Genomic DNA, 14,704 nt, shown 5'->3' with positions numbered 1-14,704 from the left:
GGGTTTAGTGCGCAGGTCGGTGTGGCGCACCGCAAATTAGCTAGGGTGCCCGGCCGAACGCTGCCGGACCGGACACCCAGGTGAAAATTAGCGTGTCATAAGAGCGAATACTCCCCAACCGAAGTAGCGGCGCATGAATGCTGCGTACTGCGAAGGTTCGGTCGCCAGTAGGCGGCGAATCTCAGCATGCAACTCGTGATGCGGATGCGCATCAGCCCAGCGCCGCATGTTCAGCCACTGCGGTGTCATGTACGTGTCCCAGCTGGTTTCCGTTGCGGTGATCATTTCCACAACGTCAAAGCCCTGCTCGCCAAACGAGGTCAGCAGGCCAGGCAACGTCAAATAGTCAGAGACCGAAGGTACGCCACAGCCAGCCAAAGCTTCCTGGGTGTCAGGAACGGCGCGCCAGTAGGGCTCTCCAATCAACATGATCCCGCCCGGCTTGAGGCTCTGAGCAAGCAATTTGAGTGTGCCCGTCACACCTCCACCGATCCACGTGGCACCCACACAGGCCGCGATATCCACGGGTTCGTTTGCCACGTAACCTGCCGCATCATCCTCAACAAACCGCACGGAGTCAGTAACCCCGAGTTCGACGGCGCGAGCTTTCGCACTCGCGAGAAAATCGGGATTTATGTCTACACCCAAACCTGTGATCTGATGATCACGCGCCCAGGTGGCGAGCATCTCCCCAGATCCACACGCCAAATCAAGCATTTGCGCACCGGCGGTGAGTCCAAGCGAAGCCCCGAAATCGGCGAGTTGATGTTCGGTTATTGGGTTGTGAATTCTGTGTTGCGACTCACGGATTGAAAAAATCTGATGGTTGAACATGATGGTGCTCCTTGCACTGGTTCCAATGATTGTTCGCGTGGGAGCGGAACGATCCGCCCACTAGAACCGGGACCAACATCTGGCATCATGCTTTCTGCGTTTGCCTGACTCACTCCATGTAGTGAGGCAGAGCCCTAATTGGGCCACGCATATAGCGTAACAGCAAGGACGGATGTTGATCGTGTCACGTCACCCAGCGCGGTGCTGCTGTTCAAACAGCGTCGCGTAGGCGCCCTCGCGGGACAGCAGTTCTGCGTGGGTACCCTGTTCAAGAATGCGGCCCGCGCCGATCACATAGATGCGGTCTGCCTCGAAGATGGTCGAGAGGCGGTGTGCAATCGCGATCGTTGTGCGACCGCTACGGGCACCGTCAAGGGCACGCTGGACGATGCGCTCGTTGACGGTATCGAGTGCACTCGTGGCCTCGTCGAGCACCAGCACCCGCGGGTTTTTCAGCAGCACACGCGCGATCGCGATCCTCTGTTTCTCACCACCGGACAGTCGGTATCCGCGCTCCCCAACGATCGTGTCATAGCCGTCAGCGAAGGACTCGATGGCGTCGTGGATGTTCGCGAGCTTCGCCGCAGCCACTACTTCGGCATCGGTCGCGTCAGGTTTGGCGTAGCGCAGGTTCGCCGCGATCGAGGCGTGGAACAGGTAGGCCTCTTGGGTCACCACCCCGATACGGTCCATCAGCGCTTCCTGCCGCAACTCGCGCACATCGTCGCCACCGTAACGAACGGTGCCCGAGGTGGCATCGTAGAGCCGCGGAATGAGTGAGCCAATGGTGGTCTTGCCTGACCCGGAGGCACCCACAAACGCGACAAACTCACCGGGCGCAACACTGAACGAAACCCGATCGAGTGTGGGCGGTTCGTCGGAGTTCGCGTCGGGGTAACGAAAGCTGACCTCTTCAAACTCAACACTGCCGTCCAGGGTCTGCTCCGTCGAGGGTGTCCGCGCATCGGGCAGATCGACGATGGTTGGTGTCAGGTCAAGGTACTCAAAGATGCGGGCAAACAGCGCACGCGACGTCTGCAAATCAAGGGCAACACGCATCAGAGCCATCAGCGGGAACAACAGTCTGGACTGCACCGTGGTGAACGCCACGATCGTGCCCGCGGTGATTCCCGGATCGAAGTCGCTGCCCTGTGCACCCGTTATAAGCCAGCCAGACACCAGGTACACGATCGCGGGGATGGCCGACATGAACACACTCACCAGGGCGAAGAACACCTGCCCGCTCATGGTCTGTCGCACCTGCAGTTCGATCTGGGTGTCGTTCTCTTCAGAGTAGCGCTGCGTCTCTGCTTGCTGCCTCGAGAATGTCTTCGCGAGCAGCACACCCGAGATCGAGAGGGTCTCTTGTGTGATCGCGGTCATCTCTGACAGCGACTCCTGGGTGCGGCCAGCAATCTTCGCGCGCACCTGCCCGACCCGGCGCTGCGCGAACACGATCACCGGCATCAGCACAAGCGCGATCAAGGTCAGCTGCCAACTGAGCAACAGCATCGCAATGACGGCGGCAATAACGTTGACCGTGTTTCCGATCACGTTCGACACCGTGTTTGTGAGAACACTCGCGACCCCACCAACATCGTTCTGAAGGCGGGACTGAATCACTCCGGTTTTCGTGCGGGTAAAGAATCCCAGTTCCATCGACTGTAGGTGCTCAAAGAGCCGGATTCGCAGGTCTCCCATGACCCGGTTGCCAACGCGGGCGGTAAACAGGGTCTGCACGATCCCGAGTCCGTTGGAAAGCAGATACGCAAGGATCATGCCACCAACCAGCCACGCGAGCACAGGCAGGTTGGGGCTGCCACTCGGCGGGAACAGACCGTCGTCAAACACCCGCTCGGTGAGGAGCGGCGGCACGATCCCGAGCGCGGCCGATACGAGCACCAACACCGCGATGACAACCAGCCGCGCCCGGTACGGCTGGAAGAGTTCGGCGATTCGGTGGCCGAGCCTCGGGATCTCGGGGGCCTCCTTATTAATTTCTCGCTGCAGTTTGGCATCGCCACCAGACACACGAGTGCTACGCCCGCCTCGTACACCACCCGCCATGCTCATAGTTCGCAGGATAGTCCTGCCCTCGGACATTCACGACTGCGTACGCTGCGGGCGTAGGAGTTTAGGCTTCTAGCCCCTCAACCGCCCGCTCAAGCCGCTCCAACTTCCCATCGAGCTCGCCAGTGAACCCCGGCCGTATATCAGCCTTCATCACGAGTGACACCCGCGATCCGAACGGCAGCACGGCCTCCGTCGCACGCTTGACGACGTCAAACACCTCGTCCCAGTCACCCTCGATCTCGGTGAACATGCTTGAGGTGCGGTGCGGCAGGCCCGAGTCGCGCACGATCCGAATCGCAGCGGCAACCGCCTCACTCACAGAACCATCGGCGTTTTCGCCGCCCATGGGCGCAACAGAGAACGCAAGAATCATTGGTTTCCTTTCAGACCGAGATGCTCTTCTTCACAGCGTAGTCGGCTCGGGAGCGGGCCCACCACGACGCCCTCATATAATGAGGCCATGAGCGAGCTATCGCACGGGGAACGAGTAGCGATTGCGCGGTTGCGGGCACTCATTGAGCTTCTCCCAACAATCCTGGATCGCCACCTTGCTGGCTCAGGAATTCATTCGTTCGAGTACACGCTGCTGGAAGCGCTCCATGAAGCGGACGCGGGACGACTCCAGCTGAGCGCACTCGCCGCGCGCACTAACGCTTCGCTCCCCCGCCTGTCTCGTGTGGTGAGCGGCCTTGAACGCAAGGGCCTCGTCGTACGGACCACTTGCCCGAACGACGGTCGGGCAACCAATGCAAGCCTCACTTCAGACGGTGAGCGAGTGTACCTCGACTCCACGCCCCTGTACGACCAGGCTCTGAGAAGCCTCATCTTTGACGAGCTCGGTTCCGAGGGAACCTCAACCCTGGCCGAAATTACCTACATGATCCTCACGAAGCTCGATCCGGGCCACCGCTTCAGCGCGACTGACGACGAGTCAGACTCGAGCACGGATTGCGCGGCGGATCCGGCACGACTCCAACAAGACTGCCCGGCCGATCCCATCAGGTGATCGACCGGGCAAAGCGACTGCGTTGCTGTGTTAGGCGGCCTGCGCCACCGTCTTCTTACCCAACGGAACAACGGCGTCGAGCGAGAATCGTCCGCCGCCGATCAGCGCCAAGCCAGCACCGCTCGCTGCAATCAGCAGCACAAGCTCGTAACCGCCCTCGTCAACGAACAGCCCGTTTCCAATATGCATTGTGAACAGTGCCGCCAGGCCAACACCGAGCGTCAGTACACCGGCAATGCGCGTGAACAGTCCCAGGATCAAAAGCGCACCAGCCGCGACCTCTACGGTCGGAACGACGTAGGAAAGCAATCCAGCGAGCGGGACACCGATCTCACCCAATACTCCTTCGAACCCGGCAACGGTGTAGACCGCGAACTTTTGAATGCCGTGCGCCAGCATGATCACACCAAGAACAACTCGGACAGTTGCGATTCCAGCTGCGTTGAAATTATTCATGTGAGCATCGTGACAGAAAATTAGTTTCACCTACAACTAAATCGTGACAGATGTAGGGAACTCACAGCTGCGAGCTCCCTCTACAGCATCGCCGCGGGACCGAATGCTTCTGGTAGCAGTTCCTCGATGGTGCGCACACCAGCGGGTGTGTTCACCAGCAGTCCTGGCGCAGCAACCTCAAAGAGTAGCTGGCGGCAACGGCCGCAGGGGGTGATGGTGTGGCCGGCAGGATCGAGGCTGCGCTCTGGATCGGGAGCGGCACTGGCTTCGGGGGCGGCACTTGCTTCCGGATCGGCACCGGCTTCGGGATCAGCACCGGCTTCGAATCCGCCCCCGCCCTGCGGCATTCCGACACAGTCGAAGGCCACTAGCTTGCCGCTCCCACCGAGGTACAGTTGCCCCACCATTGTGCACTCTGCGCAGAGCGTCACCCCATAGCTTGCGTTCTCGACGTTGCAGCCAGTGATCACACGGCCATCGTCTACGAGCGCCGCACACCCAACCGCAAACCTTGAATAAGGCGCGTATGCGTGCCGAGCTGCGGCGAGCGCCGCCTCGCGCAGAACACCCCAGTCAACAGAAAGCTTCATGCTCAAAGCGTAGTCGCCCCGGCCCGCCCTTCCCCGCTCTTCAGGCGCCACATACAACTGCAACGAGAGCCCAGTTTTGCAGGATTTCGCACGCAGAATTCCTGCAAAACTGGGATCTCGTCGCCATGATCGCAAGCTCACATGTGCACAACTCCGAGGGAGACCCTTCAAAATGAGATGCTCTCGTCATGTCAGATCAGCGAACCATCCGTCGCGAGTACGGACCGCGGGCCTTCCTCGTTCGGGAGGCACATCAACGCGGGATCTCACGCGGCGCGCTTGCAAACCCAAAGCTCAGAAGCCCGTTCACAGGGGTCCGCTCCGCAAGCAGTGTGGGTGCTACTTTGCGGGAGCGAGCACTCGCATTTATTCCGCTCCTGCGCCCCGGCGACAGATTCAGCCACACAACCGCACTCGCCCTACTCGGATGCCCCATCTACGTGGACGAGAAGACCTCGATTGATATTGAGTCTGCGGCGGGGCACTCTCCGTTTCGCCGCAGAGGGGTGAACGGGCACCGGGCTTCACCCAATTTCCGTACTCTCTGGCTGCGGATTCCCGAACACGAGGATCCAGATTTCTGGCAGTTCGGCCCAATTCCAGTTGTCACGCCACTACACGCGGCGATCCAGGCTTCCACGCAACTTCCCTTTCAAGAAATCGTGGTTGCCCTTGATTCTCTCCTCAGCGAAAACACGAGGCGCTTCGACGAAACCGCCAAGGTAGAGGTGGAGGAGCTAGAAACTGCCCGGATACATGCGCGTGGCCACAGAGGTGCACAGAAGTTTCGCGTGGCAACCCAGTTTGCGCGAGTGGGGGCAGACTCACGCATGGAATCGCTCACACGACTTATCGGCGAGCGGGCAGGGCTCCGAAATCTGACACTACAGCATGCGGTGCGCGATCCCTTTGGCAGGTTGATCGGCCACTTTGATTTGGCCGACGAGGCATCACTGTCCCTCTTCGAATACGACGGCGAACAACATCGCCTGAAAACAAAACAATACCGCCACGACCTCGTGCGACTCGACGCTGCGCGTGACGCAGGGTGGCGGCCTTTTCGCGTTCACGTCGAAGACATACTCGATACCCCGGAAGAAACCGGGCACAAAATGCTTCTCCACACGGGTCGCACCCCGTTGCGGCTGCCAACACCTCATAAACTGCTGCTCGAAGAGCGGGCAGACGGCAATACTGTCTCTGCCCAACCCAAATACTTTGTCGAGCTAATGATGTCGAACTGACCACCCCAAAACAGCAACGAGAGCTCACTTTTGCATGATTTCTGCGGGCGAAATGATGCAAAAGTGAGCTCTCGCTGGAGGTTGGAGGTTGGAGGAAGAAGGGATGGGAGGAAGGGATGGGGAGAGAGGAGGCATGAGGTACCATCCCTCCAACACCTACCCCTTGATGGCGTCTGCGAGCTTTACGCGGGCGCCTGTGCGCAGGATCGAGTTGCTGTAGATGCGCGCGCCGATCCAGAGCACAATCGCAATGGTGACGGCGAGGATGCCAAGCGAGACAATCGGCTCCCACCATTCGGCAGCACCGAGATACAGTCGCACCGGCATGCCCACTGGCGCCGAGAACGGGATGTAGCTCATGATCGCGAGCGCCTGCGGGTTGTCGTAGAACATGATGACGGCAATGTACGGCAGCATCACGAGCATCATGACAGGGCTCGTCACCGATCCGATGTCTTCCTGGCGTGAAACGAGAGACGCGAGGGCCGCATACAGCCCGGCGAGAAGTACAAAGGCGAAGGCAAACAGGATGCCGAACCAGATGAGCGCGTTACCAAGCTCGCCGAGCAGCAGGTCTTGCCCAGTCGCGAGCATGCCGACCGATGCCAGCACCGCGATCGCCACAACCTGAGCGAGCGCGAGGATGCTGTTGCCGAGAATCTTTCCGGCAAGGATCGTGCGAGCCTTCACAGTAGCCAGCAAAATTTCGACGATTCGAGTCTGCTTCTCTTCGACCACACTCTGCGCAATTGTCGTGCCGAAGGTGATCGCACTCATCATGAATACAACGCCGAAACCGATCGCGATGATGTAGGCGAGGAAGGGGTTGTCGGCCGAGGGATCAAGCAGTTCAACTGACGGTGCCGCGGAAAGTGACTGCACCAGATCCATCGGGGCGCTGTCGAGTGCTATCACTGTGAGGTCAACTGGGCCCTCTCCTCCGTCAACAACCGCGGCCTCAACATCGCCCTCGCGCACGAGCTTCTCAGCGGCAGCTCGGTCTGCAACCTCGGTGACCTCGTAATCTGCACTTTTCAGAGCCTCGGCAGAAGAACCAACAACAGCGACCTTCGTCGCGTCGCCAAAACCACCAGAATTTGCCATGAAACCGCTAAATAGCACCGACCCCAACACAAGGAGCAGCAACAATCCCGTCGAGATGAGAAAAGCCTTGCTGCGCAGGCGAGTAGTGATTTCGCGCTCGGCAACAAGCCAGGCACTCTGCGTGCCGCTCATTGGGCGAGGGCCATTCGGGGCGGCGACGGGCGACGGGTTCTGGCGAGCTGTGGTCTGTGTGCTCATCGTACAACCTCCTTGAAAATCTGAGCGAGTGAGGGAGTGACGGGCGCAAAGCTGCGAACCGTCGCAATCGAGGGATCTACCGCTGCGGCCCTTGCCAAGACGGCATGCGCTGCCTGGTCGGTGTCGGCATCGAAGCGGGCAAAACCGCCATCGAGGTGGGTGACAGCGACTCCGGGCTGATCCCGAACCCAGCCAGCATCGGCAGCGGCCCCAACGAGTTCCAGTTCGAAGCTGCGGCCCGAGTGCTCGGCCCGCAGCGCCTCACGTGATCCCTTCGCGAGAATACGGCCATTGCCGATGACCACCACGTCGTCACACAGTCGCTCAACGATGTCGAGCTGGTGAGAGGAGAACAGCACCGGCACACCCCTCGCGGCATAGTCGCGCAGCACCGCAAGCACCACCTCAACCGCCATCGGATCGAGGCCCGAGAACGGCTCATCGAGCACGAGCGCACTCGGTTCGTGCACGAGAGATGCGGCTATCTGGGCGCGCTGCTGGTTGCCAAGCGACAGGCTTTCGAGCGTGTCGTTCATACGCTCTTCGAGGCCGAGTCGCTCAAGCAGTGCGGTCGCGGAGGCTTTCGCCGACACGGCTCCCATGCCGTGCAGGCGCCCGAGGTAGGTGAGCTGCTCAAGCACCTTCATCTTGGGGTAGAGGCCACGCTCCTCTGGCATGTAGCCGAAGCGCGCGCGATCCGTCTGGGTGATCGGTGCGCCGTTCAGCCGCACCTCGCCCCGGTCTGCCGCGAGCACACCGAGAATAATGCGCATGGTGGTCGTTTTGCCCGCTCCGTTGCCGCCCACAAAGCCGGTCATGCGACCGCTCTCAACGCTAAAGCTCACGTTGTCGAGCACTGTACGGCTGCCAAAACTGCGGGAGATTTCTATGATATCGATCATCTCGCCCCTTTCGTTATCTCAACGCTAGGGGCGACCACCGACATGGCGCTTCCCCCGCGAGGTGGAATCTGAGAAAGCGCTCACACGGCCAGCTCCCCCTCTGGGCGGAGGCGACCCCCCACGTGACGCTCTAACCTGGAACGCATGACATCAACCGCGAGTGCCATTTGGGTGCGCCCGAAACCCAACCGTGCCGGAATTCGCGCTGATGCTGCGCTCGCGCTCGGGCTCGCTCTCTCAGGGGCGCTCACGACGTTGCTCTATCAGCGCATGGAGTTCTACAAGCATCCCGCTGACCTCTGGGTCATCGTGCTCGGCATTGGGCTCTGCACGCTGCCACTCACGCTCAGGCGCCGCTACCCAGTGCCCGTAGCAATCGTTGCGGCTATCGGGTTTTTTGTCTGCGGCCAGTTTGAGGTGCCGGAGGTACTGGTCACCAACGTCTCACTGTTTATTGCGCTGTACACGGTTGGTGCCTGGGAGCAGGATCGTCGCCTCGCATTCTGGAGCAGGTTTGGAATCACAGCGGCAATGCTGCTCTGGGTCGTCATTGCCCTCGTCATTTCTTCTTCGGACCCTGACGCCTATCCAGGCGTACCGCGCACCGGCTTGTTCTCGGCTTTTGCCACGTTTGCGGTGCTACAGGTGCTCACCAACCTGATCTATTTTGTCGGCGCCTTCCTCTTTGGCGAGCGCTCTTGGCGCGCGGCCAGAACAGTGGCCCACCTCGAAGCACAGGGCCGCGAGCTTGACCTTGAGCGGCAAACCAGCGCGGCACAGGCGGTGGCTCTCGACCGCATCACGATTGCGCGTGAGCTACACGACGTGGTTGCCCACCACGTTTCGGTGATGGGCATTCAGGCGGCCGCGGCCCGTCGCAGTTTGGAGCGTGATCCAAAGCAAGCCTCGCGCGCGCTTGAGGTTGTTGAAGAGAGTGCACACACGGCGGTCGAAGAGCTGCGCCGTCTCTTGCACACGCTGCGCACACCCGAAGCGGAGAGCGGATCCACGACCATTGGCATCGCGCAACTTGGGGCGCTGGTCGCCGAATCACAAAGCTCGGGCTTACCAACGACCTTGATTGTCGCCGGTGACACGAGGCCACTACCGCTGCTTGTTGATGTTGCCCTGTACAGGGTGGTGCAGGAGGCCCTCACCAACGTGCGCAAGCACGCCGGTCGGGGAGCCGTGGCCGAGGTGCGACTGCGGTTCTCACAGGATTCGGTGGAGGTTGAGGTGAGCGACGACGGGGTGCGGCAAACACTCGGGGGAGCAAGTGTCACCGGTGCCGCAGGCTCCAGCAAATCCATCGGCTCAAACCTGGGACTGCGGGGCATGCAAGAACGTATCGGTGCCGTCGGTGGTACCGTCAGTGCGGGGCGTCGCGAGCGCGGCGGATTTATTGTTCGGGCATCCGTGCCACTCAAGGGCACACAGGAGGGCGGCGCATGATCAGAGTCATGCTGGTTGACGATCAAGAGCTTGTGCGCTCGGGCTTTCGAATCATCCTCGAATCTGAGCCAGACATCGAGGTGATCGCCGAGGCCGTCAACGGTGAAGACGCCATCACAGCTGCTGCGAAACACACACCCGATGTGATCTGCATGGACGTAGAGATGCCGCAGCTCAACGGCATCGAGGCGAGTCGCCAGATCCTTGCCGCCCAGCCAGAGACCGGCGTTCTGATCCTCACCACTTTTGGCCACGAACAATATCTGTTCGATGCACTCGCGGCGGGAGTAAGCGGCTTCCTACTGAAGACCTCGCGGGCCGAGCAGCTCATCGACGCGGTGCGCACGATCGCGGCTGGCAATGCCCTGCTGGGTCCTGACGTCACGCGCGCTGTGATTGATCGGGTTTCGGCAAATCGCGAGGCAGTGGCAGCACCCGAGGCTGCGGCGTTTTCTGCTGAGGGTTCGGGATCCAGCGCGCTCGAAGGCGCAATGGAAAAGGCGGGGCTGACCGCCCGTGAGCGAGAAGTGCTTACCCGCGTCGCGAAGGGAAAGTCAAACTCGGAGATTGCGGCGGAGCTGTTTCTCGGTGAGGCCACGGTGAAAACCCACGTGTCAAACCTGCTGCAGAAGTTGGGCGTGCGCGACCGCATTCAGGCCGTGGTTTGGGCACACACGCAGGGGCAACCTCGCCCAGCAGAGTGAACGCAAGGCAACGTTCTCGGCAAACGAAAGGTTGACCCCCGTTCACTGGCGACCGAGTCAGTGCTTACGCAACCGGTGCTCCAGCCCGAGACGCACCCCGGCCCACTCGGGCTGAGTGATCGAGAAGACAACCGTGTCTCGCAGATAACCATTCATGCTCTGGTGCGCGCGCAGCACACCGTCCTGTTTCGCCCCGAGGCGCGCAATCGCCGCGCGCGACTGGTGATTATTGAAGTCAGTGCGGAACTCCACCGCGGTGCAATTCCACTCTTCGAAGGCGTGCCGCAACAGCAGCAGCTTCGACTCAGCGTTGGTTCCGGTGCCCTGTACACTCACGGCGTTCCACGTGGAACCGATCTCAACCCGCGGGGTCACGGCATCGATGTTCATGAAAGTGGTCATGCCGATGAGCACACCGGTATCATTGCGACGCGCGGCAAAGGCAATCATCGATCCCTCGCGCTGCAGTTCGAGGCGGCGCTCAATCTCTGCCGCCATGTCCTCGGGGCGCGGAACCCTGGTGTACCAGAGTCGCCAGACCTGGCCATCTTCGGCGGCAGTACCCAAACCTTCGGCATGCTCCGGGTCCAGAGGCTCCAACGTTACAATTCGCCCCGCAGGGTACCCGGATGCTGCAGCAAGTTCACTCCTTTGGCGCGACCGAAACACTCGATGCTCAAGTCTGTCATAGCAGACAGACCGCGGTATGCTGAGTGGATGAAAACTCCTGGCTTTCTTGGGCTTCCCGAAAACGTTCAAGCTCTCGTACTCGAGCGCCTCGACGCCGAGATTGAGGCTGCCAAGGCGCAGGTTGCTGAGGTTGAGCAGTCGAAGCCAGTCGATCGCGATCTACTGAAGTCGCTTCAGGGTGACATCGCTCACACCGAAGACCTGCGCACACGCATGGTCAACGGCCAAGCATAACCTCTACCAGAATCACACACGCAACGTACTCCGCAGTTTGTCGGTTTCTTCCGCCGTCATACCACCCGATTGCAGGTACCCAGCCGAGTTGCCATAGTTCTCGGTAATCCAGTCCATCGCCGCCTCGATCGCCGAAGCGGGTGACTTAGTCGCGAGCTGATCAAGCTTGGGGGTAAGGGGCAACCCAAACCCGGTAATGAGCGCGGTCAGGCTTTCGGCAAACGCACCCGCAAGATTCGTCTCTGTTTGGGTGTAGTCGGCAACGATCGTGTCGCGGTCCACGCCCGCCAGCATGAGCAACAGTGCTGCGGCGATACCCGTGCGATCCTTGCCTGCGGTGCAGTGAAAAATAACCCCTGGCCGATCCGTCGCCGCGGCCGCGAGTACCGCCCGTCCGAGCTCGGCAAACTGTCTGGCGCTGCTCGAGAGAATGCCTTGGTAAAGCTGCTCCAGAGTTGGCACCTTGTCGAGGATCGCCGAGAGCTCTTCGGAGGAGAGGCGCACACCGGCACCTGCAGCGGGCATGAGGTTGCGAGCCATCTGATCCATCGCGCCGCCCAGCACCGGGAGCGCGATGAGCGTGACACTGCCATCGGCGGGGAGCACGTCGGCGGCTCTGGTACGCTCTGCGTCAGTGCGCAGGTCGATCACCGTTCCGATGCGGTAGTCGCCAAACGCCGCGACTCCCTCGCTCGTAAGCGCAGAAAGTGAATCTGAACGAAACAGCACACCGTCTGCAATGTGCTGTCCCTCACCAGTAGCCAGTCCCGCCAAGCCCCTCGCGTTATGTGTCCCCTGCAAATCCGAACCGAAACTCATTGCCCCACCTTCTTCAAAACAACCCCGTATGGGTCATCGTATCGGTGGGCGCTGAGCAGCTGAAAGAGGCACAAGCTCCGCCAAACTGTTACGGTCCAGCGGTGTCAAAATCCTCGAAAATCAGCTGCGTACGAGTACCGCGCACTGCAGGGATCGCTTGGATCTCTTCGAGTACCACGCGCCGCAAATCTTGGTTATCGCGAGCCCGCACGAGCGCAATGACATCAAACTCGCCCCCGATCAGGGCAATGTGGCAGACCTCAGGAATCTCCGTCAGGCGATCCCGCAGATCTTGCCACTCGGTCTGATCTGCCGAGATGGTCACGTAGGCAGATGTTCTTTTGCCTGCCAGCACTGGGTTCATCTGCACGGTGAACCCACGAATCACACCGCTGTCGACAAGTCTGCGAAAGCGGGCATGCGCGCTCGCCCGCGACACGTGCACGGCCTCGGCCAGGGTTGTCATTGAGACCCTGGCATCGGCAGCAAGCACATCAAGGATCTCGCGGTCAATCTCGTCGAGTTCCACCGGTCACAGCCCTAGGCGAGCAGCGCCCGGTCGTCGAGCATGGCTCCCTTGATCTTGGCAAATTCGGCAAGCAGCAAGGGCACGGTGAGCTTTCCCTTCTCCTCCTCCGAGGCCTGAAACACGATGCGTCCCTCGTGCATCATGATAAGCCGGTTGCCAAGCTGTAGCGCCTGCTCCATGTTGTGGGTCACCATCAGCGTCGTGAGTCCGCCCTGCGACACGATGCGTTCAGTGAGGTTTGTGACCAGCTCGGCACGCTGCGGATCGAGTGCAGCCGTGTGCTCGTCAAGCAGCAGGATGCGCGGGTGCGTAAACCCGGCCATCAGCAGCGAGAGTGCCTGGCGCTGACCGCCCGAAAGTAGGCCTACCTTGGCGGGAAGCCGGTTCTCAAGCCCCAACTCGAGCGCAGCAAGCTCCTCACGAAAGCGTGAGCGCTGCTTGGCCGAGAGCGCAAGACCCAGCCCACGCGGTTTGCCGCGACGCAGGGCGAGTGACAGGTTTTGTTCGATGGTGAGGTTCGGCGCAGTACCTGCCATCGGATCCTGAAACACACGACCGATGTACTTCGCACGCTGAAACTCCTTCAGGCGGTTCATGCGTTGGCCATCGATCTCAATAGTGCCCGAATCGACAGTGTAGCGACCGGACACCGCATTGAGCAGTGTCGACTTACCGGCACCATTTGAGCCGATCACGGTGACGAAGTCGCCCTCGTTCAGGCTCAGGCTCAGGTCGACAAGAGCCTTACGCTCGTTGACAGTACCCGGGAAAAAGGTCTTACTGATGTTGCTGATCTCTAGCATCGTGAGCTACCTTTCTCCGGCATTGGTTGATGACTCCATAGCGGCGGACTTCTCGGACTCCTCGAGCCCAACAACACCAACCCCCGCGGTAAAAGCTACATTCGGATCGGAGTCCGACCGCGGCGCGGCCCTACCCCGCGCCCTCTGAGTGTCGGTATTCGTTTCAGGAAGCCCCAGCGTGGCAGCAGAAGTGCAGCCACAACAAGCACGGCGGTGATGAGCTTCATGTCGTTGGGGTCGAGGCCTGCCATCAGCGCCAAGAAGATGATCATGCGGTAGAGCACGGCACCGAAGACCACGGCGAAGCTCGCGAGCCAGATGAAGCGCTGACCAAACACTGCCTGACCGAGGATCACGGAGGCGAGACCAACGAGAATCAGGCCGATCCCCATGCTGATATCGGCGAAGCCCTGGTACTGCGCGATGAAGGCACCGCAGAGAGCGACCAGGCAGTTAGAAACCGCGAGAGTCAGGATCGTGGTGCGGTCGGTGCTCACACCGAAGCTGCGAATCATGGGGCCGTTGTCGCCGGTCGCCTGGATCGCAAGACCCAGGTTGGTCGACAGCAGCCAGTCAACAAAAATCTTAAAAAGCATGACACCGATAAAGAGGATCAGCACACCGACCCAGGTGCCGAGCAGTCCGGCATCTTTCATCGGGGTAAACACGGTGTCGGCACGCAGCAGCGGCAGGTTCGCGGCGACGGCCGATCCTTCTTTTGCCGTGCCCATAATGCGCAGGTTGATCGACCACAGAGCGATCATGGTCAAGATACCGGCCAACAGGCCATCGATCTTTCCCTTGGTGTGCAGCAGGCCGGTGCAGATGCCGGCGAGAGCCCCGGCCGCACCACCGGCGAGGGTGGCAATGGCGGGGTTTTGACCGTTTGTGATTAGCGCGGCAGCGACCGCGGCACCCATTGTGAAGCTTCCGTCAACCGTCAGGTCGGGAAAGTTGAGAACACGGAATGTGAGGTAGACCCCGAGGGCCATCACTCCGTAAATGAGCCCGAGCTCGAGTGCACCAATCATGAACTGGTCTTTCTGTGTTGCGTCGGATGAGGTTG

At 60.5% G+C, this 14,704-nt stretch carries 17 protein-coding genes; 5 read left to right on the top strand and 12 right to left on the bottom strand.

Going from position 1 to position 14,704, the window contains the following annotated elements; all coding sequences use genetic code 11:
* Positions 1-87: 87 nt before the first annotated feature.
* From G7066_RS01325 to G7066_RS01315, 3 genes are all read right to left on the bottom strand, one after another.
* Positions 88-834 carry an SAM-dependent methyltransferase gene (locus G7066_RS01325; RefSeq protein ID WP_166328457.1) on the bottom strand — a complete coding sequence of 249 codons (747 nt, stop codon included), beginning with the start codon at positions 832-834 and terminating at the stop codon, positions 88-90.
* 189 nt (positions 835-1,023) lie between these two features.
* Positions 1,024-2,901, bottom strand: coding sequence for an ABC transporter ATP-binding protein (locus G7066_RS01320; protein ID WP_166331843.1), 1,878 nt, complete (start codon positions 2,899-2,901; stop codon positions 1,024-1,026).
* 67 nt (positions 2,902-2,968) lie between these two features.
* Positions 2,969-3,280 carry a thiamine-binding protein gene (locus G7066_RS01315; protein ID WP_166328456.1) on the bottom strand — a complete coding sequence of 104 codons (312 nt, stop codon included), beginning with the start codon at positions 3,278-3,280 and terminating at the stop codon, positions 2,969-2,971.
* An 87-nt stretch (positions 3,281-3,367) separates the two neighbouring features.
* Between G7066_RS01315 and G7066_RS01310 the strand changes: the two genes are divergently transcribed.
* Positions 3,368-3,913, top strand: a complete 546-nt coding sequence (locus tag G7066_RS01310; protein ID WP_166328454.1) for a MarR family winged helix-turn-helix transcriptional regulator — start codon at positions 3,368-3,370, stop codon at positions 3,911-3,913.
* Positions 3,914-3,943: 30 nt separating this feature from the next.
* On the opposite strand, the gene G7066_RS01305 is transcribed toward G7066_RS01310, so the two are convergent.
* Both G7066_RS01305 and G7066_RS01300 read right to left on the bottom strand, forming a co-directional pair.
* A complete protein-coding gene (locus tag G7066_RS01305; RefSeq protein WP_166328452.1) occupies positions 3,944-4,369 on the bottom strand; it encodes a DoxX family protein in 426 nt (141 codons plus the stop codon).
* A gap of 80 nt (positions 4,370-4,449) precedes the next feature.
* Positions 4,450-4,959, bottom strand: coding sequence for a cytidine deaminase (locus G7066_RS01300; protein WP_166328450.1), 510 nt, complete (start codon positions 4,957-4,959; stop codon positions 4,450-4,452).
* 188 nt (positions 4,960-5,147) lie between these two features.
* On the opposite strand from G7066_RS01300, the gene G7066_RS01295 reads away from it, so the two are divergent.
* Entirely contained in the window at positions 5,148-6,203 is a 1,056-nt protein-coding gene (locus tag G7066_RS01295) for a hypothetical protein (RefSeq protein WP_166328448.1), read from the top strand.
* A gap of 156 nt (positions 6,204-6,359) precedes the next feature.
* On the opposite strand, the gene G7066_RS01290 is transcribed toward G7066_RS01295, so the two are convergent.
* On the bottom strand, positions 6,360-7,505 hold the full coding sequence (locus tag G7066_RS01290; protein WP_166328446.1) for an ABC transporter permease: 1,146 nt from the start codon (positions 7,503-7,505) through the stop codon (positions 6,360-6,362).
* A complete protein-coding gene (locus G7066_RS01285; RefSeq protein ID WP_166328444.1) occupies positions 7,502-8,407 on the bottom strand; it encodes an ABC transporter ATP-binding protein in 906 nt (301 codons plus the stop codon). Before G7066_RS01285 ends, G7066_RS01290 begins: the two co-directional genes overlap by 4 nt.
* A gap of 144 nt (positions 8,408-8,551) precedes the next feature.
* On the opposite strand from G7066_RS01285, the gene G7066_RS01280 reads away from it, so the two are divergent.
* Positions 8,552-9,859 (top strand): sensor histidine kinase, encoded by a 1,308-nt coding sequence (locus tag G7066_RS01280; RefSeq protein ID WP_166328442.1) that lies wholly within the window; start codon positions 8,552-8,554, stop codon positions 9,857-9,859.
* Positions 9,856-10,563 (top strand): response regulator, encoded by a 708-nt coding sequence (locus G7066_RS01275; protein WP_166328440.1) that lies wholly within the window; start codon positions 9,856-9,858, stop codon positions 10,561-10,563. Before G7066_RS01280 ends, G7066_RS01275 begins: the two co-directional genes overlap by 4 nt.
* Before the next feature lie 57 nt (positions 10,564-10,620).
* On the opposite strand, the gene G7066_RS01270 is transcribed toward G7066_RS01275, so the two are convergent.
* The gene (locus G7066_RS01270; protein ID WP_244303138.1) at positions 10,621-11,130 is read right to left on the bottom strand and encodes a GNAT family N-acetyltransferase; all 510 of its coding nucleotides are present in this window, start codon (positions 11,128-11,130) and stop codon (positions 10,621-10,623) included.
* Between the two features lie 150 nt (positions 11,131-11,280).
* Between G7066_RS01270 and G7066_RS01265 the strand changes: the two genes are divergently transcribed.
* Positions 11,281-11,487, top strand: coding sequence for a hypothetical protein (locus G7066_RS01265; RefSeq protein WP_166328436.1), 207 nt, complete (start codon positions 11,281-11,283; stop codon positions 11,485-11,487).
* 12 nt (positions 11,488-11,499) lie between these two features.
* Here G7066_RS01265 and G7066_RS01260 read toward each other — a convergent pair whose 3' ends face one another.
* The 4 genes from G7066_RS01260 to G7066_RS01245 all read right to left on the bottom strand — a co-directional run bounded on the left by G7066_RS01260 (position 11,500) and on the right by G7066_RS01245 (position 14,669).
* Positions 11,500-12,306, bottom strand: coding sequence for a tyrosine-protein phosphatase (locus tag G7066_RS01260; RefSeq protein ID WP_166328434.1), 807 nt, complete (start codon positions 12,304-12,306; stop codon positions 11,500-11,502).
* 88 nt (positions 12,307-12,394) lie between these two features.
* Positions 12,395-12,835, bottom strand: a complete 441-nt coding sequence (locus G7066_RS01255; protein WP_166328432.1) for an Lrp/AsnC family transcriptional regulator — start codon at positions 12,833-12,835, stop codon at positions 12,395-12,397.
* Positions 12,836-12,846: 11 nt separating this feature from the next.
* The gene (locus tag G7066_RS01250) at positions 12,847-13,638 is read right to left on the bottom strand and encodes an ABC transporter ATP-binding protein (RefSeq protein WP_166328430.1); all 792 of its coding nucleotides are present in this window, start codon (positions 13,636-13,638) and stop codon (positions 12,847-12,849) included.
* A 95-nt stretch (positions 13,639-13,733) separates the two neighbouring features.
* Entirely contained in the window at positions 13,734-14,669 is a 936-nt protein-coding gene (locus G7066_RS01245; protein WP_166328428.1) for an ABC transporter permease, read from the bottom strand.
* Between the last annotated feature and the right edge of the window lie 35 nt (positions 14,670-14,704).

Origin of the sequence: Leucobacter coleopterorum (assembly GCF_011382985.1) — a bacterium.
In the GTDB taxonomy this organism is placed as follows: domain Bacteria; phylum Actinomycetota; class Actinomycetes; order Actinomycetales; family Microbacteriaceae; genus Leucobacter; species Leucobacter coleopterorum.
Note: the sequence above shows the minus strand (reverse complement) of the source record. Positions and strands in the feature narration are given on the sequence as shown.

Coding starts and splice junctions, on each gene's coding strand:
- G7066_RS01325 (WP_166328457.1), bottom strand. CDS start 834: ATGTTCAACCATCAGATTTTTTCAATCCGTGAGTCGCAACACAGAATT.
- G7066_RS01320 (WP_166331843.1), bottom strand. CDS start 2,901: ATGGCGGGTGGTGTACGAGGCGGGCGTAGCACTCGTGTGTCTGGTGGC.
- G7066_RS01315 (WP_166328456.1), bottom strand. CDS start 3,280: ATGATTCTTGCGTTCTCTGTTGCGCCCATGGGCGGCGAAAACGCCGAT.
- G7066_RS01310 (WP_166328454.1), top strand. CDS start 3,368: ATGAGCGAGCTATCGCACGGGGAACGAGTAGCGATTGCGCGGTTGCGG.
- G7066_RS01305 (WP_166328452.1), bottom strand. CDS start 4,369: ATGAATAATTTCAACGCAGCTGGAATCGCAACTGTCCGAGTTGTTCTT.
- G7066_RS01300 (WP_166328450.1), bottom strand. CDS start 4,959: ATGAAGCTTTCTGTTGACTGGGGTGTTCTGCGCGAGGCGGCGCTCGCC.
- G7066_RS01295 (WP_166328448.1), top strand. CDS start 5,148: ATGTCAGATCAGCGAACCATCCGTCGCGAGTACGGACCGCGGGCCTTC.
- G7066_RS01290 (WP_166328446.1), bottom strand. CDS start 7,505: ATGAGCACACAGACCACAGCTCGCCAGAACCCGTCGCCCGTCGCCGCC.
- G7066_RS01285 (WP_166328444.1), bottom strand. CDS start 8,407: ATGATCGATATCATAGAAATCTCCCGCAGTTTTGGCAGCCGTACAGTG.
- G7066_RS01280 (WP_166328442.1), top strand. CDS start 8,552: ATGACATCAACCGCGAGTGCCATTTGGGTGCGCCCGAAACCCAACCGT.
- G7066_RS01275 (WP_166328440.1), top strand. CDS start 9,856: ATGATCAGAGTCATGCTGGTTGACGATCAAGAGCTTGTGCGCTCGGGC.
- G7066_RS01265 (WP_166328436.1), top strand. CDS start 11,281: ATGAAAACTCCTGGCTTTCTTGGGCTTCCCGAAAACGTTCAAGCTCTC.
- G7066_RS01260 (WP_166328434.1), bottom strand. CDS start 12,306: ATGAGTTTCGGTTCGGATTTGCAGGGGACACATAACGCGAGGGGCTTG.
- G7066_RS01250 (WP_166328430.1), bottom strand. CDS start 13,638: ATGCTAGAGATCAGCAACATCAGTAAGACCTTTTTCCCGGGTACTGTC.
- G7066_RS01245 (WP_166328428.1), bottom strand. CDS start 14,669: ATGATTGGTGCACTCGAGCTCGGGCTCATTTACGGAGTGATGGCCCTC.